Annotated in this window: 23 protein-coding genes and 1 tRNA gene; 9 read left to right on the top strand and 15 right to left on the bottom strand. The window is 50.5% G+C overall.

Features of this window, described 5'->3' with window-relative positions:
• Positions 1 to 40: 40 nt before the first annotated feature.
• Both EIZ48_RS02985 and EIZ48_RS02990 read left to right on the top strand, forming a co-directional pair.
• On the top strand, positions 41 to 637 hold the full coding sequence (locus tag EIZ48_RS02985) for a TetR/AcrR family transcriptional regulator (RefSeq protein ID WP_160648637.1): 597 nt from the start codon (positions 41 to 43) through the stop codon (positions 635 to 637).
• Positions 638 to 649: 12 nt separating this feature from the next.
• On the top strand, positions 650 to 2,524 hold the full coding sequence (locus EIZ48_RS02990) for an MFS transporter (RefSeq protein ID WP_160648638.1): 1,875 nt from the start codon (positions 650 to 652) through the stop codon (positions 2,522 to 2,524).
• Positions 2,525 to 2,599: 75 nt separating this feature from the next.
• On the opposite strand, the gene menE is transcribed toward EIZ48_RS02990, so the two are convergent.
• Genes menE through EIZ48_RS03020 form a run of 6 tightly spaced genes read right to left on the bottom strand, consistent with a single transcriptional unit; the run spans position 2,600 to position 9,688 of the window.
• Positions 2,600 to 4,006, bottom strand: coding sequence for an o-succinylbenzoate--CoA ligase (menE, locus tag EIZ48_RS02995; protein ID WP_160648639.1), 1,407 nt, complete (start codon positions 4,004 to 4,006; stop codon positions 2,600 to 2,602).
• Positions 3,994 to 4,968 carry an o-succinylbenzoate synthase gene (gene menC, locus EIZ48_RS03000; RefSeq protein ID WP_160648640.1) on the bottom strand — a complete coding sequence of 325 codons (975 nt, stop codon included), beginning with the start codon at positions 4,966 to 4,968 and terminating at the stop codon, positions 3,994 to 3,996. Before menC ends, menE begins: the two co-directional genes overlap by 13 nt.
• A 16-nt stretch (positions 4,969 to 4,984) precedes the next feature.
• On the bottom strand, positions 4,985 to 5,851 hold the full coding sequence (menB, locus tag EIZ48_RS03005; RefSeq protein WP_160648641.1) for a 1,4-dihydroxy-2-naphthoyl-CoA synthase: 867 nt from the start codon (positions 5,849 to 5,851) through the stop codon (positions 4,985 to 4,987).
• Positions 5,852 to 5,854: 3 nt separating this feature from the next.
• Positions 5,855 to 6,643, bottom strand: coding sequence for a 2-succinyl-6-hydroxy-2,4-cyclohexadiene-1-carboxylate synthase (menH, locus tag EIZ48_RS03010; protein ID WP_160648642.1), 789 nt, complete (start codon positions 6,641 to 6,643; stop codon positions 5,855 to 5,857).
• Positions 6,627 to 8,375 carry a 2-succinyl-5-enolpyruvyl-6-hydroxy-3-cyclohexene-1-carboxylic-acid synthase gene (menD, locus tag EIZ48_RS03015; protein WP_160648643.1) on the bottom strand — a complete coding sequence of 583 codons (1,749 nt, stop codon included), beginning with the start codon at positions 8,373 to 8,375 and terminating at the stop codon, positions 6,627 to 6,629. The genes menH and menD overlap by 17 nt, the downstream gene beginning before the upstream one ends.
• Complete coding sequence (locus EIZ48_RS03020; protein ID WP_160648644.1) at positions 8,372 to 9,688, bottom strand: isochorismate synthase; 1,317 nt, start codon at positions 9,686 to 9,688, stop codon at positions 8,372 to 8,374. Before EIZ48_RS03020 ends, menD begins: the two co-directional genes overlap by 4 nt.
• 441 nt (positions 9,689 to 10,129) lie before the next feature.
• Here EIZ48_RS03020 and EIZ48_RS03025 point away from each other — a divergent pair, with 441 nt between their 5' ends.
• The 3 genes from EIZ48_RS03025 to EIZ48_RS03035 all read left to right on the top strand — a co-directional run bounded on the left by EIZ48_RS03025 (position 10,130) and on the right by EIZ48_RS03035 (position 13,446).
• The gene (locus EIZ48_RS03025) at positions 10,130 to 11,344 is read left to right on the top strand and encodes a pyridoxal phosphate-dependent aminotransferase (protein WP_160648645.1); all 1,215 of its coding nucleotides are present in this window, start codon (positions 10,130 to 10,132) and stop codon (positions 11,342 to 11,344) included.
• 150 nt (positions 11,345 to 11,494) lie between these two features.
• Positions 11,495 to 12,079, top strand: a complete 585-nt coding sequence (yfbR, locus tag EIZ48_RS03030; protein WP_160648646.1) for a 5'-deoxynucleotidase — start codon at positions 11,495 to 11,497, stop codon at positions 12,077 to 12,079.
• Positions 12,079 to 13,446, top strand: a complete 1,368-nt coding sequence (locus EIZ48_RS03035) for an anti-phage deoxyguanosine triphosphatase (protein ID WP_160648647.1) — start codon at positions 12,079 to 12,081, stop codon at positions 13,444 to 13,446. Before yfbR ends, EIZ48_RS03035 begins: the two co-directional genes overlap by 1 nt.
• A 59-nt stretch (positions 13,447 to 13,505) precedes the next feature.
• Here the strand turns inward: EIZ48_RS03035 and EIZ48_RS03040 are convergent, their stop codons facing one another.
• Positions 13,506 to 14,138, bottom strand: a complete 633-nt coding sequence (locus EIZ48_RS03040) for a tRNA-uridine aminocarboxypropyltransferase (RefSeq protein ID WP_160648648.1) — start codon at positions 14,136 to 14,138, stop codon at positions 13,506 to 13,508.
• A 10-nt stretch (positions 14,139 to 14,148) separates the two neighbouring features.
• On the opposite strand from EIZ48_RS03040, the gene rrtA reads away from it, so the two are divergent.
• Positions 14,149 to 14,721 carry a rhombosortase gene (gene rrtA / locus EIZ48_RS03045; RefSeq protein ID WP_160648649.1) on the top strand — a complete coding sequence of 191 codons (573 nt, stop codon included), beginning with the start codon at positions 14,149 to 14,151 and terminating at the stop codon, positions 14,719 to 14,721.
• A 135-nt stretch (positions 14,722 to 14,856) separates the two neighbouring features.
• Positions 14,857 to 15,195, top strand: coding sequence for a TehB family protein (locus EIZ48_RS03050; RefSeq protein ID WP_160648650.1), 339 nt, complete (start codon positions 14,857 to 14,859; stop codon positions 15,193 to 15,195).
• A 110-nt stretch (positions 15,196 to 15,305) separates the two neighbouring features.
• Here the strand turns inward: EIZ48_RS03050 and EIZ48_RS03055 are convergent, their stop codons facing one another.
• From EIZ48_RS03055 to tig, 7 genes are all read right to left on the bottom strand, one after another.
• On the bottom strand, positions 15,306 to 15,593 hold the full coding sequence (locus tag EIZ48_RS03055) for a ComEA family DNA-binding protein (protein ID WP_089153676.1): 288 nt from the start codon (positions 15,591 to 15,593) through the stop codon (positions 15,306 to 15,308).
• Between the two features lie 161 nt (positions 15,594 to 15,754).
• On the bottom strand, positions 15,755 to 17,644 hold the full coding sequence (gene ppiD, locus EIZ48_RS03060) for a peptidylprolyl isomerase (RefSeq protein WP_160648651.1): 1,890 nt from the start codon (positions 17,642 to 17,644) through the stop codon (positions 15,755 to 15,757).
• A 219-nt stretch (positions 17,645 to 17,863) separates the two neighbouring features.
• The gene (hupB, locus tag EIZ48_RS03065) at positions 17,864 to 18,136 is read right to left on the bottom strand and encodes a nucleoid-associated protein HU-beta (protein ID WP_075764154.1); all 273 of its coding nucleotides are present in this window, start codon (positions 18,134 to 18,136) and stop codon (positions 17,864 to 17,866) included.
• Between the two features lie 224 nt (positions 18,137 to 18,360).
• Positions 18,361 to 20,733: an endopeptidase La gene (gene lon, locus EIZ48_RS03070; RefSeq protein ID WP_075764152.1), complete on the bottom strand. Its 2,373-nt coding sequence runs from the start codon at positions 20,731 to 20,733 to the stop codon at positions 18,361 to 18,363.
• 137 nt (positions 20,734 to 20,870) lie between these two features.
• Positions 20,871 to 22,151 (bottom strand): ATP-dependent protease ATP-binding subunit ClpX, encoded by a 1,281-nt coding sequence (gene clpX / locus EIZ48_RS03075; RefSeq protein ID WP_075764150.1) that lies wholly within the window; start codon positions 22,149 to 22,151, stop codon positions 20,871 to 20,873.
• A gap of 114 nt (positions 22,152 to 22,265) precedes the next feature.
• Complete coding sequence (clpP, locus tag EIZ48_RS03080; RefSeq protein WP_075764148.1) at positions 22,266 to 22,889, bottom strand: ATP-dependent Clp endopeptidase proteolytic subunit ClpP; 624 nt, start codon at positions 22,887 to 22,889, stop codon at positions 22,266 to 22,268.
• 107 nt (positions 22,890 to 22,996) lie between these two features.
• The gene (gene tig, locus EIZ48_RS03085; RefSeq protein ID WP_160648652.1) at positions 22,997 to 24,304 is read right to left on the bottom strand and encodes a trigger factor; all 1,308 of its coding nucleotides are present in this window, start codon (positions 24,302 to 24,304) and stop codon (positions 22,997 to 22,999) included.
• Between the two features lie 523 nt (positions 24,305 to 24,827).
• On the opposite strand from tig, the gene EIZ48_RS29035 reads away from it, so the two are divergent.
• Positions 24,828 to 24,992, top strand: coding sequence for a hypothetical protein (locus EIZ48_RS29035; protein ID WP_175577521.1), 165 nt, complete (start codon positions 24,828 to 24,830; stop codon positions 24,990 to 24,992).
• 87 nt (positions 24,993 to 25,079) lie between these two features.
• Here EIZ48_RS29035 and EIZ48_RS03090 read toward each other — a convergent pair.
• Positions 25,080 to 25,156 (bottom strand) — tRNA-Arg (locus tag EIZ48_RS03090).
• Positions 25,157 to 25,504: 348 nt separating this feature from the next.
• On the opposite strand from EIZ48_RS03090, the gene folD reads away from it, so the two are divergent.
• On the top strand, positions 25,505 to 26,362 hold the full coding sequence (gene folD, locus EIZ48_RS03095; RefSeq protein WP_160648653.1) for a bifunctional methylenetetrahydrofolate dehydrogenase/methenyltetrahydrofolate cyclohydrolase FolD: 858 nt from the start codon (positions 25,505 to 25,507) through the stop codon (positions 26,360 to 26,362).
• The last annotated feature ends 20 nt before the right edge of the window (positions 26,363 to 26,382 follow it).

Genomic DNA, 26,382 nt, shown 5'->3' on the forward strand with positions numbered 1-26,382 from the left:
ATTAGCTAAGTAAGACTATCTTCGATTAAGAGTAAATTCGATGGCAAGACGAAATGACCACACTCGTGAAGAGTTGGTAAGTATGACACTGGAGCAAGTCAAAAACTTTCTCGATGAACACCCACACCATGAGCTAAGCCTACGTAAAGTCGCCGCGATGATCGGCTATGTACCAAGTACCTTGGTAAACGTATTTGGTAACTACAACCTGTTACTTTTACATGCCGTTGCACAGACGCTGGATGAGTTGTTTGCTGAAGCGGAAGAGCAGATGAAGGATGTATCCTCCCCTGAGAATGCCCTCCGTAAGCTGGCCTACTGCTACCTGGATTTTGCCTCTCAGCACCCTTACCGCTGGCAACTGATCTTCCAGCACACCATGAACGGAGAGGAACTTCCTGACTGGCAGTCTGAGCGTATCGACAGCATGACCGGTATGCTGGAAAGCCTGATCCGTCAGATCACACCCAGCAAATCAGACGAAGCTATCCTGGAAGCAAGCCGCGTACTTTGGGCTGGCGTACACGGTATTACCCTGCTAACCGTCGACGATAAACTCTTCACCTCGACTCCTGTTGACGGCAAGGCACTGATCGACAACCTTATCGACACTTACCTGAACGCCTGGCAGGCATAACCGGAGACTTCAATGAGTGTAAAGCCCCAGTCTCGCCTGCTAACTAAACAGCGTTTTTTACCATATTTTCTTACCCAGGCATTTGGGGCTTTCAATGACAATGTGTATAAGAATGTACTGCTCATTCTTATCGCATTTGCAGCCCCCGGCACCCTGCCGATCAACTCCGATCTGGTTATCAATCTCGCGGCGGGATTATTTATTCTGCCGTTTTTCCTGTTCTCGGCTTCTGCCGGTGTCCTTGCCGATAAATATGACAAGGCACTGATCATGAGAGTCGTCAAAATGGCCGAGATTGTGATCATGTCGCTGGCGGCCGTCGCCTTTTTGACCGAAAGCTATATGGCGTTATTGGTGCTGCTGTTCTTAATGGGAACACAATCAGCATTTTTTGGCCCGGCCAAATATGCCCTGCTGCCACAGCACCTTAAAAGAGAAGAGCTGGTATCAGGTAATGCACTGGTTGAAACCGGTACATTCCTGGCTATTCTGCTCGGTACTCTGCTTGCCGGTGTCATTGCCAACCAGGAAAATGCCCCCGCTATTGCCGCTACCAGTGTTATCTGTTTTGCGGTGATTGGTTATCTGAGCTCACGCTGGATCCCAGAGGCAAGACCAAGCAACCCCGATATTCCCTTTAAGTGGCATCCAGTCCGTCAGACGCGCCACACTCTGTCTATCGCCCGCAAGGACAAGACTATTTTTCAATGCGTCATGGGGATCAGCTGGTTCTGGTTTTTGGGTGCCTGCTACTTAACCCAATTTCCTAATTTTGCCAAACTCCACTTAGGTGGCAGTGCCGCAGCGGTCTCTTTTTTGCTGACCCTTTTTTCCATCGGTATCGCTATCGGCTCATTACTCTGCGACCGCTTATCCGGCCACCGTATCGAACCGGGAATCGTTCCCCTCGGCAGCCTGGGGATCACGCTATTTGGTGCCGACCTGATGTTTGCCACTCCCGAGGTCGTTCCGGCAGCCCAAAGTTTCTTAGCCTTTGTGACTAACCCTGAATTACTACGGGTCTTTGTTTCTCTGACTATGCTCGGCGTGTCCGGCGGGATCTTCATTGTTCCGCTGTATGCCATGATGCAGAGCCGGGCCAAAGAGGAAGAGCGTGCACAGATTATTGCGGCCAATAACATCTGGAATGCCATCTTCATGGTGGTCAGCGCCATCACGGCAATTGTATTTTTGTCGGTGCTAGGACTGTCAATTCCGCAGTTCTTCCTGTTCCTGTCGTTGGTAAACTTTTTTGTCGTCCTCTACATCTACACCCAGGCTCCTGACTTTTTCTGGCGCTTTGTTGTCTGGCTGGTCAGCCACACCATGTACCGGGTTCGTCATAAAGATCTGTCCAATATTCCAACCAAAGGCGGCGCCCTGGTTGTCAGCAACCACGTCAGCTATATGGATGCGCTGCTATTGGCCGGGGCCTGCCCAAGACCAATCCGTTTCTTGATGGACAAGGATATTTACAATATCCCGTTCATCAAAGCCTTCTGTAAAGCCTGCAAAGTCATCCCTATCGACTCCACAGATCGAAAATCGATCCTCAAGGCTTTCATCAAAGTTAACGGCTATCTGGAACAGGGCGATATTGTCTGTGTCTTTCCGGAGGGACAACTCACCTATGATGGTGAAGTCGGGCCCTTTATGCGTGGTATTGACCTCATCATCAAACGCTCGAATGTGCCTGTGATACCGGTAGCGTTACAAGGCCTGTGGGGCAGCTACTTCAGCCGCGAAGGCGGTCGTGCGCTACTGAAGATCCCCAAGCGTTTTTGGTCGAAGGTAGATATCGTCGCAGGCTCCCCTGTCGAGGCCAAAGTGGCAAACAGTACGATGCTACGGGAACAAGTCCTGGCATTACGGGGGGAAAATAAATAATGCTGTAGTTAACCTGCCCTCCCCTTCATAAGGGGAGGGAACAAAGGCTTCACATTAAAAATCTTAGTACCAAACTCACTCCCGCGTTTCAAGCCACTCAGTCAGGCACTTACGCGAGACCTTGATCCCGCCCGCTCCCAGGTTATCAGGCATTTCCAGATACTCAACCGGACGACGAAATGTCGTGACTCTTTCCTGCATATACTCGTGCAGTGCCTGTTTCAAGCTTTTATCGAGTAGCGTTTCTACTTCGACAATAGCAACCGGGCGCTGACCAAATTCACTATCATCGACAGGCAGTACAAACGCCTGTTTCACACCAGGGTATGCCAGCAGCTCCTTCTCGACCATCTCAGGCTGAATGTTTTCACCGCCAGAAATAAACATGTTATCGACCCGGCCAAGAATATGGAGTTCTTCGCCAGACCAGCGGCCAAGATCTTTGGTTGCGAACCACTCGGCATCAGCCACCGGAAAAATAGTCTTGTTTCGATAGTACCCGATGCACTGTGTTTTACCCCGAACCAAAATCTCGCCATCTTTCAGGGTTAGCTCCCGGTTAGGCAACACACTGCCGACACCACTGCTGGCATCTGCCCGCTTGGCCGTTACGGTTGATCCCATTTCGGTCAGACCATAACCACACCAACAATTAATCCCGACAGCCTCAGCCTGCTTCGTCAGGCTAACGGGTATCACCGCCCCGCCCAATAGCACCTGCTTTAGGGCTAATGGCGGTGGATCAGATCGATCTTGCGAGACCAGCAACCGCTGGAGCTGAGTCGGTACCAGTGATGCATGGGTAACCGCAGCAAGAGCAGTCTCGAACTGTGCAGGTTCGGCAATAACCAGTCCCGCGCCGCGATATAACCAACGCCAGACAATCGCCAGCCCCGAGATATGAAATAACGGTAACGACAGCAACCAGCTATCCTGCTCACCATAATCCATCCACTCCAGCAGCCCGGCGGCACTTGCCAACTGGCTTTGTGCGGAGTGCACCACAGCCTTTGGTTGCCCGGTAGAGCCTGAGGTCAAGGTTAAGGTCGCCGGACGTGTCGGCTGCCAGGTCACCGGTACCAGACGAGGCTGCTGAGGAGGCAACAGGCTCACTCGGGCGTAATGTTCGAATGCATGTTCTATTTTGGCGGGATACCAGATGAAATCACATTGCAGCGACTCAAGCTGCTGGTCCAGCTCAGGCTGACTGCTTCTCGGGTTTAAGCCCACATATCGGGCACCGACCCGGATAGCAGCCAGAATCAGCCACAGTACCTGCACCGAGTTAGGGGCAACAACGGCAATAAGCTGATCACGCTTCACCCCCTGCTCAATCAAGCCCTGCGCATACTCATCAACACGCGCCGAAACCTCAGCCCAGCTAAATGTCTGCTCGCCAAAAGACAAAGCGGCCGCTGACGGCCGCTTTGTTGCCCAGTGTTGCCAGGGCCATGTGGCAAAGTAAGACGTTACTTCTGCCATACCACCTCAAGCTCAGACAATCCGGTTACCGGCAGTTCGCAGTTCGGCCACGGTGTTTCAAGCTGTGCCCTGAACAATTGCATGGTATCAAGCCCCGGGATCACACCCGGTGTCTGCCAGGCCGCAAAACGTGCGAGCTGGCTCAGCCCAAGACTCGATTCCATGCTGGAACTGATCACTGCGGTCAGCTTGGCTTCGTGCGCTTGCTTAACAAGCGCCATACAACGCTGAACTGACCCCACCAGAGTCGGTTTGATCACGATTGCCACTACACCAGGTTCGGCTTTAACCTCAAACCCTTCGTCACGGACCGTTTCGTCCCATGCGATATTGATACCGGTTTCCGCAGCAAATGCCAGGCTGTCAGCCGGCGTCTTACACGGTTCTTCAAGAAACGCAATGCCGGCACGGTGCTCAGGTTTAACATACTTGGCAAACTGCTGTGCTTTCAGCGGTGTCCATTTACGGTTGGCATCCAGACGTAAACGAATTTCCGGGATCGCCTCGATAAACATGTTGGCGACCATACCATCGCGAACCGCCTCATACATGCCGACCTTGATTTTGGCAATCTTATCGCCCGACATCTTGCTAAGTTCTTCGACCAAATCATCCGGATCACCGGCACACAGCGGTGCAACCTGATAGTTACCTTCCGCAGGCAGGCCGCCGGCCATTTCAAGCTCGGCCATACTCAGGCCAAATGCTACCGAAGGAAGCGCTGTAGCATAATCAGGCGCTTCTCCGCTTACCCAGGCATTCAGCAGTTGCTGAGCCTGCTGGCCAGCCTGTTCAGCCGTTTCCTGACTAAACTCCGGTAACGGCGCAATCTCACCGAAACCGACAGCCTCTCCGTCACGTAATTCAACAATCCAGCCCTCACGGGTTACCAGGCGCTGATTTCGCAGGATCACCCCACTGTCCATTGGCAACTGGTACTGATACAACTTTGCACTACGCATATCTTCAGTACTCGCCTTATGGGTTACGTTTGAACTTGCTGAAGTCCGGACGGCGCTTCTCGTTAAACGAGTTACGACCTTCCTGACCTTCCTCGGTCATGTAGAACATCATCGTCGCATTACCGGCCAGCTCCTGCAGACCCGCCTGACCATCACAGTCGGCGTTCAGGGCCGCTTTCAGACAACGTAGTGCCATCGGGCTATGCTGCAGCGTCTCGCGACACCAGCGGACTGTCTCGCGCTCAAGCTCTTCGTATGGGACAACATGGTTTACCAGGCCCATATCAACGGCTTCCTGAGCATCGTAGAAACGACACAGGAACCAGATTTCACGCGCTTTCTTCTGGCCAACGATACGTGCCATGTAAGAAGCACCCCAGCCACCGTCAAACGAGCCGACTTTAGGGCCGGTCTGACCAAACTGAGCATTGTCTGCCGCGATTGTCAGATCACACATCATGTGCAGAACATGACCACCACCAACGGCATAACCAGCCACAGAGGCAATCACCGGCTTAGGACACGTACGGATCTGGCGCTGGAAGTCCAGCACATTCAGGTGATGGGTACCTGATTCATCACGGTAGCCGCCGTAGTCACCGCGGATCTTCTGATCACCGCCCGAACAGAACGCATCTTTACCCTGCCCTGTCAGAACAATTACGCCAACCTGCTCGTCGTAGCGGGCATCAGCCAGCGCATCAATCATCTCTTTCACTGTCTGAGGACGAAATGCATTGCGTACCTGTGGACGGTTAATGGTGATCTTCGCGATACCATCTGCTGATTTTTCAAAAAGAATGTCTTCATAACCTTCTGAACAATCCGTCCATTCTACCGGTGCATACAGTTCTTCTTCAGTCAGACCTACGGTTCTTGCCATGATTTATTCCAATCTATCTAAAAAATGAGTGACAGCCATACTGAACTCATGAGGTAGTTCAACATGGACATTATGCCCCGCTGACGGGATCACGGTCAGATCTAATCCCGAATTTTCAGCCAGGCTTCTGAATTTGTTATCGTTCTCTCCGCAAATATAGTGAACCGGGAACGACAATTGTTCAACCCGTAACTGCAGCTCGGGTTGTTTGGCTAACGATGTAGCCTGTAACATACGTGCTATACCAGCCCCAAGGTTATCACTGCGTTTTGAGATCAAACTTTGTCTTTGGTCATGATTTAGTGACGAAAAAACAGATTGCTGATACCAATCAGCCAGGACTTGGGAAATAGGCTCTGACACAAATCGCAGTGCCCATTGCTGATCATTGGCTAGCCTGGCGGCACATTCTTCGCGCGGAAGGCCAAAGTGACCACCTTCGAGTACCATCCCAACCAATTTTCCCTGACTCTGATTGTCAGGAAAACAGGCATGATACATCGCAAGGCGGGCGCCCATCGAGTAGCCAATCAGCACATAAGAGCGAACATTGCGGTGTGACAGGGTTTGCAAGATCTGCCGGTTTACCTGCTCAAAATCGGACGGCATCAATAGCTGACTATGCCCATGCCCGGGCAAATCCATCGTCAGGCAGTCATACGATGCCGACAAACTATTCACCACCTGACGCCAATCTTGCCCGGAACCAAGCAGACCATGCAGAAAAACCAACACCGGGCGCTCAGTGTCACTTCCGATCCGACAACCATAGGTGTCAGAGTAAAGTGGCATTCTTCACCTCTGCAAACAGGGCCTTTATCAGTTCGCCGCTTTGACCAGGCGGTGTTTTGATTTCTACCAGTGTCGCACCCGGTTGGCTTAATCCCTGCTTACAAGCCTGTTCGGCTTCCTGCAATGAATTCGGACAAGCGTAATGTAATCCGAACATGGCAGCGGCATGTCTAAATTCCAGCCCGTGCGGCATCCGGTACAAGGATTCTTTCTGCAGATCGGGAACGGGCAAGAGATCAAAAATCGCCCCGCCATCGTTATTGGTCACCAGCACCACAACCGGATAGTCAGCCTGCTTCAACAATGCCAGAGAATTGAGATCATAAAGCAGCGAGGTATCGCCCAGCACGCACAACAAAGGAGCCTGCCTTGCCTGTTGTACCCCTGCTGCCGTTGCAATCAGGCCATCAATACCGGATGCACCGCGATTAGCAAACGTTGCAGTAAGTGGCAACTGGCCACACATATCCAGCAGACGAACAATCAGGCTATTACCGAGAAAAACCTCAGTGTGCTCAGGCAACCAGTAAGGTAAGTGAGCCGCCAGACTGACCTCGTTCAGGCTCTTTTCGCGGCCGGCCAATAATTCAAAATACCCTGCCGAGGCACGCTTTAGCGGCTCAGCCCAACCAGAATGAACAGAGTCAGAGGTTTTCTGGGTTGCGATTTCAGCCCAGGCTCTGATATTGGCCTGGATACGCTGGCTACGGCGGTGAGATGGGTCCAGTCGTACCGACAAAGGGTCCACCAGCCAATAGTCCTGCCACTGCCGCTCGGCTATCAATTGCAACAGTCGCTTGGAGACCAGGCGGGCACCGAACTGTAATACCGCCTCAGCCTGTTCAATATGTCGGCGACACTCGGCATTTTGCATCCAGACATCATAACCGGCCCAGTCACTGGTTCCGCCCGCCTGGGGATCAACCAATAATGGCCAGCCCAGTTTATCAGCCAGCACCTGAACCACAGACAACTCACCAGGTAACATCCTACCGGCAACAACAAGCCCTTTCTTCGCGACCAGCGAAGACCAGGCGATATGGTCCAGCGTAACCTGTCCGGCATCAGCCTGCTGGAAATGGGTATACGGCTGGTCATCAGCCAGCCATTCATTCAGCGACGCAAGGTAGTGGGAAAAATCGACGTCTTCACCGTACAAAGGCTCGGGATAACGGCAATTAAAGTGAATAGCACCACCTTGAGTCGATTGCTGATACATGGCCGCATCAATCGTTGTCAGCAACCAGCCGGGTGCAATATCAAGCGTCGGCGACGGGATATCATGAAACTCAGTCACATGCTCGGAAAAAATACCATGCTGACGAATCGCCTGATTCGCCCCGCACTGGATCAGCTCCACGGGGCGATCCGATGTCAGCACGACCAATTTTTCACCAGTCAGACCGGCTTCGGCAACGGCTGGCAATAAATTGGCAACGGCGGTACCCGAAGTTACAATCACGGCAACAGGCTGTTGCGATGCCTTCGCAATACCCAACGCCAAAAAGCCCAACCCGCGCTCATCAAAATGAGTATGCAGTGTCAGCCTGTTATTATTGGCCGCCGCCAGAGTCAAGGGAGTCGAACGAGAGCCCGGCGCAATACACACATGTTTTACGCCCAGCCGTACCAGTTCTTCGAGCATCATGTCGGCCCACTGGTTATTCAGGGCCGCCCGATATGCGGAAGCATCATTCTGAACCGATAACGGTGTTAATCCAGCCCGAGTCATGCAGATTTGCGCTCCAGTTCCGGTTCATCGGAGCCGAGCAGACTGCATAGCGTCGAGGTCTTGCGATCCAGCTCCTGCCACTCGCTGTCGGCCGTCGAGCCGGGAACAATGCCTGCCCCTGCAAATAAATGAAGCTCTTCACCCATGATTAGCGCGCTGCGGATAGCGACACAGAACTCACTGCGCTGACGACTAAGAAAGCCCACCGCGCCGCTATACCAGCCACGGGCAAACGGCTCGTGCTCGGTAATAAAATCCAACGCCTTGTCACGGGGCAAGCCGGCAATGGCCGCGGTCGGCTGCAGACTATCTAACAGATCGGCACTGTAGACCTGTTCATTGAGTTGGGCACCAATACTGCGCTTCAGGTGTTGCACCTTACGTAGACGAACCAGCTCCGGCGTCTCCGCAACGTTCATCGTTTCACAGCGGGGTACCAGGCGGCTGACAATATCGTCTACCACCAGACGATTCTCATAGCGGTTCTTATTGTCGTCCATCAGCCATTGCGCCAACTGGTCGTCTTCCGACAGATCCTGCCCACGGCCAATCGTACCCGCTAGCGCTTCGGTTTGCAGATCGCGCTCCTGACGCAGGAACAACCGCTCTGGCGTCGAACCGACAAAACAATGCTTGGCATCCATCGCCATCATGAAGTGAAAGCTGCTGATATTGCGGCTTCGGCTGGCCTTAAGTAGCTGTGCCGGTGAAACAGGCAAATCGAGCTGCAACGTCGTACGTCGCGCCAGAACCACCTTTTCAAAAAGGTTTTGTGAAATCGCATCCAGCGCATTGCCAATCATCGCAGACCAGCCAGCAAAGTCAGGCGCGTATGAGCGACCTAGGATCTTGCTTTTAATTTCAGGCACTTCCGATGTGTCCGGTGTTATCTGCGACAACGCCTGCAAGGTACTTTCTTTATCATCTGCCGAGAGATTGACTGCCAGCTGCCAGCTACCGTCCAAACGGATCACTTCCAGCTGCGGCAAAAAGAAAAAAGAGGAAAGGCAACGGCGGTTGCGGCTAGTCCGGCCGTCAAAAGAGCGCCCGCCCCAGATGCGTTGTTCGTCCGACAGCACTTTTTCTGCCGCCATCGGATCGGTAAAGGTTTTGATCTGACCTAGTGCCACTACCTCTTCACGGCTATCTCGAGACTGCCAGTAAAATTTCGGAAAGAGAGGTTGTGACTCCATCCAGTCAATAAGGTCGGTATTGGCCGGTAAATCCAGCGCCACCGTTAATCGTTGGGTTGTTTGTGTCGCCTGTTGAATTTTCTTAATCAAAGACTCAACTGCTGTTTGTAACGCGGTCAAGGTAACCTCACTCAGCTCTAAGCACCCTAGCGGCTCATCCCTGGCTGATTGTTAATATGCCAATCACTTGGCACATAATTCTACCTTTATGTGGGTTAAATACTTAACCACATAGTGAATGTGCCATTCTACCTCAGTTCATGCAGTCTGACTAATAAAGTAATTAGTCAACACTACTCTTCATATCTCATCACAATTGATCATGGCACCTGACAAGGTGTTTCCTCCTGGTCAGGTGCCAATTCAACCACCGGTCTCAAAGCAATCATGGTGCGAACACCTCGACGGCAGATCTGAAACCAGTGGATCACACCTAAGCAAATAGAATTTAATTACATAAAACACTATTCTTCACGATTTTTTCCTGCCGGGTATTTATTTTATACAGATTCATAGTGTAATTTGTTGTCAATACATAATAATTTGCGCAGGAATCAAGCAATGCACAACATCGGGATGTCATCCAAGTTAAATAATGTTTGCTACGACATACGAGGTCCCGTTCTCAAACATGCCAAACGCATGGAAGAAGAGGGCCACAAAATTTTGAAGTTGAACATCGGCAACCCGGCCCCGTTCGGCTTCGATGCACCAGATGAGATCCTGGTTGATGTGATCCGTAACTTGCCGACATCGCAGGGCTACTGTGATTCAAAAGGCATTTATCCGGCCCGAAAAGCGGTTGTGCAGCATTACCAAAAACGCGGCATGCTCGACATTGATGTCGAAGACGTCTATATCGGTAACGGTGTCTCCGAGCTTATCATGATGTCGATGCAGGCACTGCTCAACAATGGTGATGAGATTCTGGTACCGGCACCGGACTATCCGCTCTGGACAGCAGCAGTGTCACTTTCTGGCGGAAACCCGGTTCACTACATCTGTGACGAGGAAGCTGACTGGTATCCCGATCTTGACGATATACGCAGCAAGATCACACCCAATACCCGCGGTATCGTGCTTATCAACCCGAACAACCCGACAGGTGCGGTCTATAGCCGTGACTTTTTGCTGGAAGTGGTTGAGATAGCCCGCCAGCATAACCTGATTATTTTTGCCGACGAGATTTACGATAAAATCCTGTACGAAGGAGCCCAGCATACTTCTATCGCCCCGCTGGCCGAAGATGTTTTCTGCGTCACCTTTAACGGCCTGTCAAAATCGTACCGCGTTTGCGGTTTTCGCGCCGGCTGGATGATCCTGTCGGGGCCGAGGCACCTTGCCAAGCCCTACATCGAAGGGATCGAGATGCTGTCGTCAATGCGCCTTTGTGCCAATGTCCCGATGCAGCATGCAATCCAGACCGCGCTCGGCGGCTACCAGAGTATCAACGAGCTGATCCTGCCTGGCGGACGCCTGCTCGAGCAGCGCGACAAAGCCTATGACATGATCACCTCAATCCCCGGTATTTCCTGCGTGAAGCCCAAGGGAGCACTGTACCTGTTCCCAAAACTGGATCAGAAAAAGTTCAATATTGTTGATGACGAGCGAATGGCGCTGGACTTCCTGCAACAGGAAAAAGTCCTGCTGGTGCACGGCACCGGTTTTAACTGGAAGAAGCCGGACCATTTCCGCATCGTCACCCTGCCACGGGTTGACGATCTCGAAATGGCAATCGGCCGTCTTGAACGCTTCTTGCATAGCTACCGCCAATAATCATTGCCCCATCCAAGCCAAACCCAGCCAAGCCTCAGTTTTTACTGGGGCTTTTATTTACCTCACGTTTTTTTCTGTTACCTTTAACTAGATAGGCCAAACTGAATACAGCCAATCAGCCTCACTCTCAGCCGCAAAAGAAGTATCGATATGGAAAAAAGTCATTTTTTTGCCCACCTGGCACGTATGAAGCTCATCCAGCGCTGGCCGCTAATGCGGAGTGTCTCGACGGAGAACATCTCGGAACATAGTCTTCAGGTCGCTTTTGTCGCCCATGCCCTGGCACTGATCAAAAACCGTAAATTTGGCGGCAATACCAATCCCGAGCGCATTGCCCTGCTCGGTATGTTCCATGACACCAGCGAAGTGCTGACCGGGGATATGCCAACCCCGATCAAATATTACAACCCGACCATTGCCGAAGAGTATAAAAAGATTGAGCTTGCTGCCGAGCAAAAGCTGCTGTCGATGCTGCCGGAGGAATTCCGGGACGACTACGCGCCGCTGCTCGATAGCCACACTATCGACAAAGAGGATTATGCCATCGTCAAGCAGGCTGACAGCTTGTGTGCGTACCTCAAATGCCTTGAAGAACTCAGTGCCGGCAACCATGAATTTACCCAGGCCAAGAAACGCCTCGAACAGACCCTGTCGGAGCGCTCCAGTCCCGAGATGCAGTACTTTCTCGATACTTTTGTAGATAGTTTCAACCTAACGCTGGACGACATCAGTTAATGACACAATTTATTCTCGATCCCAGCTGGGAAAACCGAAAAAGCAATGAACAGAAAGTTCGCCGCAACGACCATCGCTCAGCCTACCAGCGCGACCGGGCAAGGATCCTGCATTCTGCCGCATTCCGTCGCTTGCAGGCCAAAACTCAGGTCCACGGAGCCGGGCATCATGACTTTTACCGCACCCGGCTAACGCATTCCCTGGAAGCCTCCCAAATTGGCACCGGCATTGTGGCCCAATTGAAAATCAAACAACCAACGTTTCGTGATCTGCTGCCATCAACTAGCCTGATGGAAAGCCTGTGTTTGGCACATGATATCGGCCACCCTCCCTTTGGCCACGGCGGCGAAGTCGCACTGAACTACATGATGCGCGAACATGGTGGTTTTGAAGGCAACGCCCAGACATTTCGTATCGTAGCTCTGCTCGAGCCCTATACCGAACACTTCGGTATGAACCTGTCGCGTCGCACCCTGCTCGGTCTACTCAAGTACCCGGCACTTATCAGCAATACCCGCGCCACCGAGCTACCGACAGAGGTGGCCAACTTTCGCCACCTGAAAGCTAAAGACTGGCACCCTGCCAAAGGGGTGTATAACGATGATATAGAAACCTTCGAATGGGTGCTGGCACTGCTCTCCGATCACGACCGCGAACTCTTTAGCCAGATGCGCCATCAACGCACTAGCCCGACAGAGCACCTGAAAACACGCTTCAAATCACTCGACTGTTCGATTATGGAGCTGGCCGATGATATCGCCTATGGTGTGCATGATCTGGAAGATGCCATCGTGATGGGCATCGTTACCCGCGAGCAATGGCACGAGGCCGTCGCCAGCAAGCTTGCCGACTGCGGTGAGCCCTGGCTGGAGGCGCGGATCGGCAAGCTCAGCGAACAGCTATTCGGCACCCACCATCAGCGCAAAGATGCCATCGGGGCAATGGTCAACGCCCTGCTGACTTCCATTCATATCGCTCCGGCTATTCAAAACGGCGTCGATAGCTTTGACGCCCCCCTGCTACAGTGGAATGCCTATCTCTCCGAATCAATGGAGCGGGTGCTGGAGGTACTAAAACAGTTTGTCAGTGATTTTGTGGTGAAAAAACCGGAGATCCAGTTGCTCGAATACAAGGGACAACAACTGGTCATGGAACTGTTCGAGGCCTTTGCCTCCGATCCGGAGCGTCTGCTTCCGGCCAATACTCGGGAACGATGGGAGCAGGCCGTCAGTAATGGAGAAAATGCGCACAGGATCATTGCGGATTACATCTCGGGAATGACTGATGGCTTTGCCCAACGGCTTTACAGCACTCTATTCCAGCCAACCACTGCCGTTGGCGTCGGCCACGAGGGGCATGGGTTTTAGACAAAGCTCCTCCCTATTTTCAAGAGGAGGGAACTAGACCACGACAGCCTAACCATAAATTAGGAATTAGAATCTTGAGTTTCACGTTTATAATTCCGCTCAAATACCCCCTCGGGCATTTGCTGGATCTGAAACTCTATCATTCGGTTGAAAGCATCTATCAAGGGGGAGAACTTCGCTTCTCCTTCCAGTGCGGCCAAGGCCAGATAACCGGCCTCGACGGTCGAGACCCCCTGCTCTTTCGGTGACTTACGGATGCGGTAATTGCCTTTCTCGACATTATCCAGATTAACCGTTGGCAGCGCCTGCAGGTTGCTGGACAGTTGCCACATCTTGTAGGCCTTTTTCCAGGTACCATCAAGCAAAATCAGTGCTCGTTTTACGCCTTCACGCTGCGGCTGCCGGGCCAGCGAAGAAACAGGCTCCGAATACTCTCCAGGGTATACAATGTAGACATCTCGCAAAGGATCGCTTAACAAGCTGTTCAGCTCATCATGATCAGAAAAATCCTCTCCGACCCACAACCGGGCATTGGGTAAAGAGAGCGTCAGTATACGTGCGGTACCAATTGCACGTTTTACCTCTGAAGGATGTTGTAATATCCAGAGTTCGGTTTTAGCATCAACAGTTTGGATCCAGCTGCAAATACAGGCTTTTTGGGCCTTGCCGCACTGCCCACAATATCGGCTCATCGAGGTGACCTTGTCTATTCGTACTTTTCTGATTATTGCCATCACAGCTCTCTTCATCGCACAATGGCCCGCCGCCCAATACTGGTTGGCCTGGGATCGCAGTGCAATACTCGATGGCGAAGTCTGGCGGATCCTAACAGGAAACCTGACCCATACCAATTGGCCGCATATGATAATGAATACCCTGGCGCTGGCAATCATCACATTCATTTATCGGTTACATTACTCTGCCCGCCCATATAGCTTGCTAATACTGGTACTCTCGGCTGTCGTTGGAATTGGGATCATAGCAACCGACATTCAGTGGTATGCCGGGCTATCAGGGGTACTTCACGGGCTATTTGCCTGGGGGGCCGTAAAAGATATCCAGACCAAACAGAAAGGCGGCTGGCTGCTTATGCTGGGGCTCGTTGGTAAAATCGCGTCTGAACAATACTTCGGCGGTTCGGCCAGCTCAGAGGCACTTATCGGGGCACGCGTAGCTATCGAAGCACACCTTCTCGGTGCCATTGCCGGTGTAGTCTGCGTACTAATCCCGGTCATATTGAAGAAAAGCTTAAATAAAAACAAGCTCTTAAATTAATAACTGTCGAACACTCTTTGCACACATATCATTGCAAATGAGAATTATTATTGACAATGCCGACCTTAACCTGCATTATAAATGCAAGTTAAGAGTAAGCCAATTTAGTTCTCACTTGCATGCTAAGAGGTCATTATGAGCCATCTACGAATTCCAGCTGATTGGATAATTCAGCGTTCAACCCCTTTCTTTACCAAGCAGACGGTACCAGCGGCATTGCTATCGCATCATAATACGGCAGAGGGCGTGTTCGGACAGCTTTGCGTCATGGAAGGCAGCGTTACCTATCACGGTTTCGCGGATAGTGAGGCCACCGAGCCCGAAATGACAGTCGTCATCAATGCCGGTCAGTTTGCAACCAGCCCACCACAGTACTGGCATCGGATAGAACTCTCCGATGACGCGCAGTTCAACATTAACTTCTGGTCAGAGAAAGAAAAAAACGATCAGCCCCTATTCAATACCAAGAAATAACCAGCAATTGCCAGGAAATGGACCCCCCCCCTCACTCAAACAGCTTCGCCAAGGAAGGCGAAGAAGAACCACATACCTCTCTCCTTCAGCCGCTGTGCTTTGAAGAAAAGTTAAAGCTTAATTCGCTCCCGGTTCTTGGCGACAGTCGCAGCGCCTATCCCCTTCACATTTTCTAGCTCGTCAGCTGTGGCGAACGTACCATGAGTATTACGGTATTCAATGATATTTGCTGCTTTGTCCGGCCCAATACCAAGTAATAGCTTATCCAGCTCTTCAGCATTGGCTGTATTGATATTCACAGTGATCTCAATACCCTCATGTGAATCACCACTAGCATGCCCCACAGGAACAAAGCATAGCGCGGCAATCAGTATTACCGCATGAAAGAATACATTCAAAATTAACCTCCACTCATTACAAACCAAATAGGAATATTTCACGGTTCTGCGGTAATTAGCTTAAAACGAGAGGAAAGGAGGTAAATAGAAATGAATAATGATATGACAGAAAAACGACGGGCCGCACAATGGCGGCCCGTTAACGAATTGCTAAATTACAATTAGTTTGCTGGTGCATCCAGAGTTGGATAACTAACCTCAGCAGTGTTTCGCAGTACTTTCAGCGTTGCCATTACATCCTGCTGTGCATTCATCTGCTCAACCTGAGTGGCTAACTGGCTGTCTGATGCAACCTGCTCAACATCCGCCTCAATCACTTCATCCAAAGCGATAATCAGCACATTGCCGGACATGTCACGCGTCATACCGTAAACTGCCTTGCTATCGACAGGCTTGGCTAGACCATAGGCAACCTGGGCAACCATACGGTCAGCACCAGAACGACTGATGGTTTGCGCATCAGAGAAGCTAAGAGACTCTGTTTCCAGGATGTCTGTCTTGCCATCACGAAGCGCTGCAATGATCTCGTCAGCTTTTGCCTGTGCAGCCTGCTCGCCTTGCTGAGCAGCCAACTGCTGCTTAACAGAGTCAGAGACTTCGTCGAAAGGAAGCACCATCTCATCACGAGCGTCTTCGACACGTACGACAACGACATGCTCTGGACCGATCTCAATCACATCAGAGTTCAGGCCATCTTCACGCACTTCCGGGCTAAATACCGCCTGCATTACTGCAGGGTTAGCCAATACGCCTGGCGCATCGTTCTGGGCGAAGAAATCAGTTGTCTGCACTTCTGCATCCACAGCCGCTGCAGCATCGTCCAATGAATCTGGCATTTCGAACGCTGTCTCAGCCAGCTGAGTCTGAAGGTCATAGAACTCTTCAGCCGCACGCTGCTCACGAAGCTCGGCAACAATTTCATCGTGCACATTAGCAAATGGCTTAACCTTAGAAGCCTTGATATCGTCTAGCTTGATGATGTGGTAGCCAAACGAGGTCTGGACAACGGCAGATATTTCACCTTTGTTCAATGCAAATGCCGCATCTTCAAAAGCCGGATCCATCACGCCGCGCTCAAACCAATCTAGCTTACCGCCTTCTTTGGCACTGAACGTATCGTCAGAAGACGACTCGGCCAACTGGGCAAAGTCCGCTCCGCCGTTTAGCTCAGCCAGCAGGGCATCAGCCTTCGCTTTTGCATCACTGCTGTCACCCTGGATAAGGATATGGCTAGCAAGGCGCTGCTCGGCTGTGCCAAATTTAGCCTGGTTCTCTGCGTAAAAAGCTTTTGCATCATCTTCAGAGATATCCAGCGTGGTTTTCAGGCCCTCGCCCGACAGCTCGATGTAAGCCACTTTGACCTGATCAGGGCGCGTGAACATCTGTGGGTTCTGATCATAGAAAGCCTGGATTGCTTCTTCAGAAACATCCGCGTTCTTCTGAAACTCAGCCACATCCAGAGTCAGGCTACGGATAACACGCTGCTGCTTCTCAAGCTTGGTCAGTGCCGCCAGCTCATTGCCCAATGCAAAATCACTGCCTTGGATCGCAGTCAGTAGCTGCTGACGCAGCATATCTGTACGCATTGACTCGGCAAACATTTCCGGTGTGAAACCAGAACGACGAAGCAAGGTATTGTATACCTCGTTGTCAAACTTACCGTCACGCTGGAACTCAGGCATTGAGACAATCGAGCTACGGATCTGCTCATCACTGATACGCAAACCAAGCTCTTTGGCGCGTTGCTCAACCAGTACATCATTGACCATGCGATCAAGCACGCTACGACGGAACTGCTGTACGTAAGCCGGATCGCCCATCAACGTTGTGAAGTACTCACCAAGCTGAGACTGCATACGGTTACGCTCATTCTGGTAGGCCTGCTCGAACTCACGCTGACTGATTTCTCGATCATCAATCTTTGCAGCGGCTTGCTCACTGCCACCGGCAAGGTAACTACCCACACCAGCAAAAACAAAAGATAAAATAATTAAGCCAAGAATGATCTTGACCCAAATGCTGCTAGCGCCTTCGCGCATACGCTCCATCATAATCTGCCGTATCTCCTACTCATTCGATCTGGCACTGTGGTTGTGAAGAATGCCTTCGGGTATCTAGCCAATAGGCACTAGATACTGAAAATTTCACCCTGATACAAAGTAAAAAAAGCGCATCAACTCGATGCGCCCTCATTTCATGCCAAGTTGTCAGTAAGTCTGACAACCCGCATCGATGTTTGTTCAATACAAACAGCGGGCCGATGCCCACTATTAGTTTACAGAATCCTTAAGCGCTTTACCCGCTTTAAAGCCAGGTACTTTCGCAGCAGCAATCTGGATTTCTTCACCTGTCTGTGGGTTGCGACCGGTACGTGCTGCACGCTCACGAACAGAGAAAGTACCGAAACCAACTAGCGCAACCTGATCACCTGTTTTCAGGGTGTCTGAAACAGCGTCAATGAATGCATCCAGAGCACGACCAGCTGACGCTTTAGAAATATCTGCATTTTCAGCAATTTTATCAACTAACTGAGTTTTGTTCACGATTTCATCCCCTCTATGAACCTTGTCCGCAAGCCACCTTGTCAACAAGCTTAAAACTTGCAACGGACAAAAAAAATGTATCAGGCCTAATTATACCGGCACAGAACACCTGAGATACGGGTAAGCATTGATATTATTGAGCTTACAGCGAATTAGACCTAACTTATAGCGATACAAAAAAACGCTGACAAGGCTTTTTGTACCTGAAAGCGTCTTTTCTTTACTTAACTTTGCTGCATGTCACTGTTTTGGGCGTTAACCAGCTCAATGCCTGTCGGATTATTCTGCAGTGCAACGGTCAGCACCTCATCAATCCAACGCACCGGACGCACGACCAAATCCGCAATCACGTTATCTGGGATCTCTTCCAAATCACGCTCATTCTCTTTCGGGATAAGTACCGTCTTGATACCCCCTCGGTGTGCGGCCAGCAGTTTTTCTTTCAGGCCACCGATCGGCAATACTTCACCACGCAGTGTGATTTCACCCGTCATGGCAACATCACCGCGTACCGGGTTACCCGTCAGACTTGATACCAGCGCCGTACACATCGCAATACCCGCACTCGGACCGTCTTTCGGTGTTGCGCCTTCTGGTACGTGAACATGAATATCACGCTTCTCGTAGAAGTCTGCAGCCACGCCAAGACGTTCGGCACGGGTACGTACAACGGTCATTGCCGCCTGGATCGACTCCTGCATCACGTCCCCCAGCGAGCCGGTGTAGGTAAACTTACCTTTACCCGGCATCGACTCGGTTTCAATCGTCAGCAGATCACCACCGACTTCCGTCCAGGCCAAACCGGTTACCTGACCAATACGGTTGTTCTCTTCAGCTTTACCGTAATCGAAGCGCTGGACGCCCAGGTAAGCTTTCAGGTTTTCCTGAGTGATCGTCACCGTCTTGGTGTCAGTGTTTAGCAGGATCTCTTTGACTGCCTTACGGCATAGTTTGGAGATTTCACGCTCCAGGCTACGCACGCCCGCTTCACGGGTGTAATAACGAATAATGCCGATCAGGGCTGAATCATCGACTTCAACCTCGCCCGGCTTCAGGCCGTTGCGCTTGATCTGCTTCTCCAGCAGGTGGCGCTTGGCAATATTGAGTTTCTCGTCTTCGGTATAACCCGACAGACGGATCACTTCCATACGGTCAAGGAGCGGCCCCGGAATGTTCATTGAGTTCGAGGTCGCCACGAACATCACGTCAGACAGATCGTAATCAACTTCCAGGTAGTGGTCGTTGAACGCATTGTTCTGTTCAGGATCAAGTACCTCCAGCAAAGCTGACGATGGATCGCCGCGCATATCCGATGACATCTTGTCGATCTCATCCAGCAGGAACAGCGGGTTTTTCACTTCCACTTTGGCCATTTTCTGGATCAGCTTGCCCGGCATAGAGCCGATATAGGTACGACGGTGACCACGGATCTCCGCCTCGTCACGCACACCACCCAGTGCCATACGCACGTACTTACGGCCTGTTGCGGCGGCAATAGACTGCCCCAGCGAGGTTTTACCGACACCTGGAGGACCAACAAGACATAGAATAGGTCCCTTCAGCTTGTTGATACGGCTCTGAACCGCCAGGTACTCAAGAATACGCTCTTTAACACGTTCCAGACCATAATGGTCGGCATTCAAGACTTCTTCTGCCTTGGCCAGGTTTTTCTTCACCTTAGAACGCTTATGCCATGGCACGCTCAGCATCCAGTCGATATAGCCGCGTACAACCGTCGCTTCCGCTGACATCGGCGACATCATCTTCAGCTTCTGCAGTTCCTGCTCGGTTTTTTCACGCGCCTCAGCCGGCATTTTCGACTCTTCGATCTTCTTCTTCAAAGATTCGAATTCATCCGGGGCATCATCCAGCTCACCCAGCTCTTTCTGGATAGCCTTCATTTGTTCGTTGAGGTAATACTCGCGCTGGCTCTTTTCCATCTGCTTCTTGACGCGGCCACGAATGCGCTTCTCAACCTGCAGCAGGTCAATTTCAGATTCCATCATTGCCATCAGGAACTCGAGGCGTTCCGTGATATCAACGATTTCTAGCACCTTCTGCTTATCGGCAAGCTTAAGCGGCATATGCGCAGCAATGGTGTCGGCAAGGCGTGCCGCTTCATCAATGCCGTTCAGCGACGTCAGCACTTCCGGCGGGATCTTCTTGTTCAGCTTGATAAAGCCTTCGAACTGGTTGATCGCCGTACGGACCAGCACTTCCTGCTCACGCTCGTCCATCTCCTGGGTTACAAGAAACTCTGCGTCGGCAGTGAAAAACTCATCATCGCGTAGATTTTCAACCTTGGCACGCTGCTGGCCTTCAACCAGCACTTTCACCGTACCATCAGGCAACTTCAACAACTGAAGAATAGTGGCAACCGTACCGACATCATACAGGTCGTCGATCGAAGGCTCGTCGGTAGCCGCTTCTTTCTGGGCTACCAACAAAATTTGCTTATTGTCATCCATTGCCGACTCAAGACAACGAATAGATTTATCCCGGCCTACAAACAATGGAATAACCATATGAGGGTAGACCACCACATCTCGTAGTGGCAGAACGGGGATCTCAAGGCGTTCCGAACGCTCCAGGTTCATATTCTTCTCTCTTCCGTTCAATCTCTTTACTGAGTATATGGGGGTAAAGCAGAAAGATTCAACGGGATAAGTAACAGAAAATAAAAAAGGAGGCAAAAGCCTCCTTTTTTTCAACATTATGAGCAGTAATTACACAATCACTCAGCGCCAGCTGCTTGATTTTCTGTGTTTTCATAAATCAGCAATGGGTCGGACTCACCCTTGATGACTGATTCATCGATGACTACTTTGCTCACGCCTTCTGCAGAAGGAAGTTCGTACATAGTATCTAGCAGGACAGCTTCCACGATAGAACGTAGACCACGAGCACCAGTTTTGCGCTCCATTGCCTTACGGGCAATCGCTACCAGCGCATCATCACGGAACTCAAGCTCGACATTTTCCAGCTCAAGCAATGCGGCATACTGCTTGGTCAATGCGTTCTTCGGCTCGCGCAGGATCTGCACCAGTGCATCTTCGTCCAGTTCGTTCAGGATCGCCGTGACAGGCAGACGACCAATGAACTCAGGGATCAGACCGTACTTAACCAAATCTTCCGGCTCAACCTGTTCAAACAGATCGCTCAGAGTGCGCGACTCGTCTTTAGAACGAACATCGGCACCGAAGCCAATACCTGTACCGGTTGCTACACGCTGATCAACCACTTTATCCAGACCGGCAAATGCACCACCACAGATAAACAGGATCTTAGAGGTATCAACCTGCAAGAACTCCTGCTGTGGGTGCTTGCGGCCACCTTGTGGCGGAACAGAGGCAACAGTACCTTCGATCAGTTTCAGCAAGGCCTGCTGAACACCTTCACCCGATACATCACGGGTAATCGACGGGTTGTCTGACTTACGTGAAATCTTGTCGATTTCATCAATGTATACAATACCACGTTCTGCTTTTGCTACGTCGTAATCACACTTCTGTAGCAATTTCTGGATGATATTTTCTACATCTTCACCGACATAACCCGCTTCTGTCAGCGTGGTTGCATCAGCCATAGTAAACGGTACATCCAACATACGAGCCAGTGTTTCAGCCAGTAGAGTCTTACCACTACCGGTCGGGCCGATCAGCAGAATGTTACTCTTACCCAGCTCAACACCGTCGCTGGTGGTGTCGCCATTTCGAAGACGTTTGTAATGGTTGTACACCGCTACCGCCAGTACCTTTTTCGCATGGTTCTGACCAATAACGTAATCATCCAGGTTCGCACGAATTTCCTGTGGCGTTGGAAGTTCGCTGCCGTCTCGCTTCGGCATCACTTCTTTAATTTCTTCGCGAATAATATCGTTGCATAGATCAACGCACTCATCGCAAATATAAACAGAAGGGCCAGCAATCAGCTTGCGAACTTCATGTTGACTTTTGCCGCAGAAAGAGCAGTACAGCAGTTTTCCACTACCACTCTCTTTTCGCTTATCTGTCATTCGCTAACCTCTTTTTGGGTCTCAACCCATCATTGCCTTGTTTTGAGTGTATAACAACTCTTATCATTTTGCTCCGCGTCTCAGCAAACCTGTGCCACGGAGCCAAAAACAGAGTTAGTCACGGTTACTCAAAACTGCATCTACCAAGCCGTACTCGACTGCTTGCTCTGCCGACATGAAGTTATCACGATCTGTATCGCGCTCAACCACCTCAAGCGGCTGGCCTGTGTGCTCGGCAAGCAGATTATTTAGTCGTTTCTTGATAGTTAAAATTTCTTGAGCATGGATCTGAATATCAGAAGCCTGGCCCTGGAAACCGCCTAGCGGCTGGTGAATCATCACGCGCGAGTTAGGCAGACAGAAACGTTTGCCCGGCGCACCGCCAGCCAGCAGGAAGGCGCCCATTGAGCAAGCCTGACCCATACAGAAAGTACTCACGTTTGGCTTGATGTGCTGCATGGTGTCATAAATTGACATGCCGGCAGTTACCGAGCCACCCGGTGAGTTGATGTATAGAAAAATATCTTTGTCTGGATTTTCAGACTCAAGGAATAAAAGCTGCGCAACCACTAGGTTGGCCATGTGATCTTCTACCTGACCGGTCAGAAAAATCACACGCTCTTTTAGCAGTCGGGAATAGATGTCGTAAGAACGCTCACCACGAGAAGTCTGCTCGACCACCATAGGTACCAGCGCGTTCATAATTGGCGACATGGCGTTGTTGTCTTGGTAGCTCATAACGTTATTTCCCTAAAATAAATGGCCCGAATGAAATTACTCTCACACGGACCATTGTTAGCAGAAGATTTGAAACAAAGTCAAATCTCTACAGTAATTTCAGCAAATTAAGCTGCAGGCTGCTGCTGGTTCATTAGCTCGTTGAAGCTAACTTCTTTGTCAGAAACCTGTGCTTTAGCTAGAAGTGCGTCAATCGCCTGCTCTTCTAGAGCAACGTTGCGCATGTTGTTCATCATCTGCTCGTTCTGCTCGTAGTAAGAAACAACTTCTGTTGGATCTTCGTATGCAGAAGCCATTTCAGAGATCAGCGCTTTAACACGCTCGTCATCCGCTTTCAGCTCTTCTGACTTGATCACTTCGCCTAGAAGCAGACCAACTACAACACGACGCTTAGCCTGCTCTTCGAACAGTTCACGTGGTAGTTCAGGTGCGTTTGCAGCATCACCGCCGAAGCGCTGAGTTGCCTGCTGACGCAGAACGTTGATTTCCTGGTCGATAAGCGCTGCAGGAACGTTGATGTCGTTCTGCTCGATTAGGCCGTTAAGAACCTGGTCTTTGATACGACCTTTAACCGCTTGCTTAAGCTCGCGCTCCATGTTCTTACGAACTTCAGCTTTCAGACCTTCAACAGAACCGTCTTCAACACCGAACTTAGAAACAAACTCTTCAGTTAGCTCAGGTAGTTCCTGTGCTTCAACTTTGTGTAGTTTGATTACGAAAGACGCTGCTTTACCTTTTAGGTTCTCAGCGTGGTATTCTTCTGGGAAAGTCACTTCTACAGTGAACTCGTCGCCCGCTTTCTTACCAACGATACCGTCTTCGAAACCTGGGATCATACGGCCCTGGCCCATTGCAAGAGCGAAACCTTCTGCTTTACCGCCTTCGAATTCTTCGCCGTCTACAGAACCGGTGAAGTCGATTGTTACGCGGCTGTCTGCAACTGCTGCTTCTTCAACTTCAGACCAGGTTGCCTGCTGCTTGCGTAGCGTGTCCAGCATAGTCTCAACGTCTTCGTCTTTAACTTCTACTGCTGGCTTTTCAACAGTGATCTTGTCTAGACCAGCTAGTTCGATCTCTGGGAATACTTCGAAAGACGCTTTGAATACTAGATCTTTACCTTCAGCGATTTCAACTGGAGTAAAAGTAGGCGCGCCTGCTGGGTTGATTTTTTCTTTAACAATTGCTTCGATGTAGTGACGCTGCATCACTTCACCAAGGATGTCTTGACGAACAGAAGCGCCAAACATACGAGCAACCATTTTCAGCGGAGCTTTACCTGGACGGAAACCATCGAAACGACGATTCTTAGCAATTTTCTTCAGTTCAGCTGTTACTGCATCTTCAATGTTAGCAGCAGGAACTGTGATAGTTAGATGGCGTTCTAGGCCTTCAGTGGTTTCAACGGTAACTTGCATTTTATTTAACCTCAAAACTTACTCAGCATTCTCTGAGTGATGTTGCCGATCAGTCATATGCTGACGGTGGCATCCTTTCGTGTTATGGCTTACGACAAGGCAAAAACCATAACGCCTTAATTCTGATAATTTCTGTATCTATTTGGCCTTAGAGCCACGAAGCCAGAAATTAAAACGCGGTATTATAGCGAGCTGAAGCGCTGTCGTCGAGACGAGTCAGCCCAACCGCAATCAAACCTTTCACACAAGATAGGGGCAAAAAATCCATTTTCAAGGAGAAACTGTAAAAATCTCCCTACCTTTTCTGTTTTTTTGACAAAGAATTGGAATATCAGCGCCAAATGCCTCATGAATGCCGATTTTATGTTCAGACTGGAGCACTGCTGAGTGGTCCCTTTAAATGAAATGATCAAAAAGATTCTAAATAAGCAACAATGAGCACAATAGGTGCAAACCATCAGAGATATCATGTGCGTTAGCAATAATGGAATAGGATATGTTGCTCAACGTTAAGGATATCGATATGAAAAGGAATAAAGCGAAGGTCATTGCTTCCTGGCACCCATCAAACCCAAGGGAAATGGCTGCACTACAAGCACTATTGATTCAGGAGATTGGCGGACAACCTGCACACCACCAAGGCGGCACAGGAAAAACCGGTAACAATTCCGGGCGAGTCATCCGATAGTGATAAATCAGTAACGCAGTAAAAGCCTCTCAGGCTAAGAGTGAACTTACTAAATCGGAACGCAAGGAGATAAATCAAGAGAGGAAATGGCGCGCCCTGCAGGATTCGAACCTGCGACCACATGCTTAGAAGGCACGTGCTCTATCCAACTGAGCTAAGGGCGCATCATTATATGTAACGATAAGTTACGGGACGGGATTATACGTCCCCTGACAGTCACGTCAACGCTTTTTCTCCGAATTTCGCCCCCCTTCCTACCAAGTGCTCAAAGTAACAACAATTTGCATTAATTTCAGTAATTAACTGCCATTTTGCAGCCCTCAACGTATCTCTAGCAGCAACCTATTCATCTACACGCCCCAATCCGTCGATTCTGCTTCAACCATGTGCTTGTGAAAAAAAGGCATGTGTATTGCCTAAAAAGGAATAAAGCAAACGTTTGCGCTATGGATCTTGGTCACATTCTTTGCGACAATGTGAAAGCTCCGTTAACTACAGCCCAAAGGATAATCATGGCCGCTCAAATTATTGATGGAAAACTCATCTCCCAAACCGTTCGACAAGAAGTTGCTGCCCGTGTTAAAGCACGAGTGGATGCGGGTTTGCGTGCCCCTGGTTTAGCCGTTGTGCTTGTTGGACAGGATCCGGCATCGCAAATTTATGTCGGCAGCAAGCGTAAAGCCTGTGATGAAGTCGGCTTTATTTCTAAGTCATTCGACCTGCCGGCTGCAACATCCGAAACTGAGCTACTGGCCCTGATCGATGAACTCAATAATGATAAAGAAATCGACGGCATCTTAGTTCAGTTACCTCTGCCTGCCGGAATAGATACCACCAAGGTCATTGAGCAAATCGATCCGGAGAAAGATGTCGACGGTTTCCACCCGTACAATGTCGGCCGCCTGTGTCAGCGTATCCCTAAGCTCCGCTCCTGCACGCCCAAAGGCGTAATGACACTGCTTGAACGATACAACATCGCCGTTCGTGGTAAGCACGCCGTTATTGTCGGTGCATCAAACATTGTTGGCCGGCCGATGACCCTTGAGCTGTTGCTTGCAGGCGCCACCACAACAACCTGCCACCGCTTTACCAAAAACCTGGAGCAGCATATTCGTCAAGCCGATATCCTGATTATCGCCGTCGGCAAACCTAACTTCATTCCGGGCGAGTGGATCAAAGAAGGCGCAACCATCATGGATGTCGGTATCAACCGACTAGACAGCGGCAAGCTAGTCGGTGATGTTGAGTACGATATCGCCCGTGAGAAAGCCCGCCACATTACTCCGGTCCCAGGAGGCGTCGGCCCCATGACAGTAGCCACATTGATTGAAAATACCCTGCTCGCCTGTGAGCAGTATCATTCGGACTAAAGATCTAGGGTCTAAAGATA

It is taken from the genome of Photobacterium alginatilyticum (assembly GCF_009910675.1).
Classification (GTDB): Bacteria; Pseudomonadota; Gammaproteobacteria; order Enterobacterales; family Vibrionaceae; genus Photobacterium; species Photobacterium alginatilyticum.

Coding starts and splice junctions, on each gene's coding strand:
- EIZ48_RS02985 (WP_160648637.1), top strand. CDS start 41: ATGGCAAGACGAAATGACCACACTCGTGAAGAGTTGGTAAGTATGACA.
- EIZ48_RS02990 (WP_160648638.1), top strand. CDS start 650: ATGAGTGTAAAGCCCCAGTCTCGCCTGCTAACTAAACAGCGTTTTTTA.
- menE (WP_160648639.1), bottom strand. CDS start 4,006: ATGGCAGAAGTAACGTCTTACTTTGCCACATGGCCCTGGCAACACTGG.
- menC (WP_160648640.1), bottom strand. CDS start 4,968: ATGCGTAGTGCAAAGTTGTATCAGTACCAGTTGCCAATGGACAGTGGG.
- menB (WP_160648641.1), bottom strand. CDS start 5,851: ATGGCAAGAACCGTAGGTCTGACTGAAGAAGAACTGTATGCACCGGTA.
- menH (WP_160648642.1), bottom strand. CDS start 6,643: ATGCCACTTTACTCTGACACCTATGGTTGTCGGATCGGAAGTGACACT.
- menD (WP_160648643.1), bottom strand. CDS start 8,375: ATGACTCGGGCTGGATTAACACCGTTATCGGTTCAGAATGATGCTTCC.
- EIZ48_RS03025 (WP_160648645.1), top strand. CDS start 10,130: ATGCACAACATCGGGATGTCATCCAAGTTAAATAATGTTTGCTACGAC.
- yfbR (WP_160648646.1), top strand. CDS start 11,495: ATGGAAAAAAGTCATTTTTTTGCCCACCTGGCACGTATGAAGCTCATC.
- EIZ48_RS03035 (WP_160648647.1), top strand. CDS start 12,079: ATGACACAATTTATTCTCGATCCCAGCTGGGAAAACCGAAAAAGCAAT.
- EIZ48_RS03040 (WP_160648648.1), bottom strand. CDS start 14,138: ATGAGCCGATATTGTGGGCAGTGCGGCAAGGCCCAAAAAGCCTGTATT.
- EIZ48_RS03050 (WP_160648650.1), top strand. CDS start 14,857: ATGAGCCATCTACGAATTCCAGCTGATTGGATAATTCAGCGTTCAACC.
- ppiD (WP_160648651.1), bottom strand. CDS start 17,644: ATGATGGAGCGTATGCGCGAAGGCGCTAGCAGCATTTGGGTCAAGATC.
- lon (WP_075764152.1), bottom strand. CDS start 20,733: ATGAACCTGGAGCGTTCGGAACGCCTTGAGATCCCCGTTCTGCCACTA.
- clpX (WP_075764150.1), bottom strand. CDS start 22,151: ATGACAGATAAGCGAAAAGAGAGTGGTAGTGGAAAACTGCTGTACTGC.
- clpP (WP_075764148.1), bottom strand. CDS start 22,889: ATGAGCTACCAAGACAACAACGCCATGTCGCCAATTATGAACGCGCTG.
- tig (WP_160648652.1), bottom strand. CDS start 24,304: ATGCAAGTTACCGTTGAAACCACTGAAGGCCTAGAACGCCATCTAACT.
- EIZ48_RS29035 (WP_175577521.1), top strand. CDS start 24,828: ATGAAAAGGAATAAAGCGAAGGTCATTGCTTCCTGGCACCCATCAAAC.
- folD (WP_160648653.1), top strand. CDS start 25,505: ATGGCCGCTCAAATTATTGATGGAAAACTCATCTCCCAAACCGTTCGA.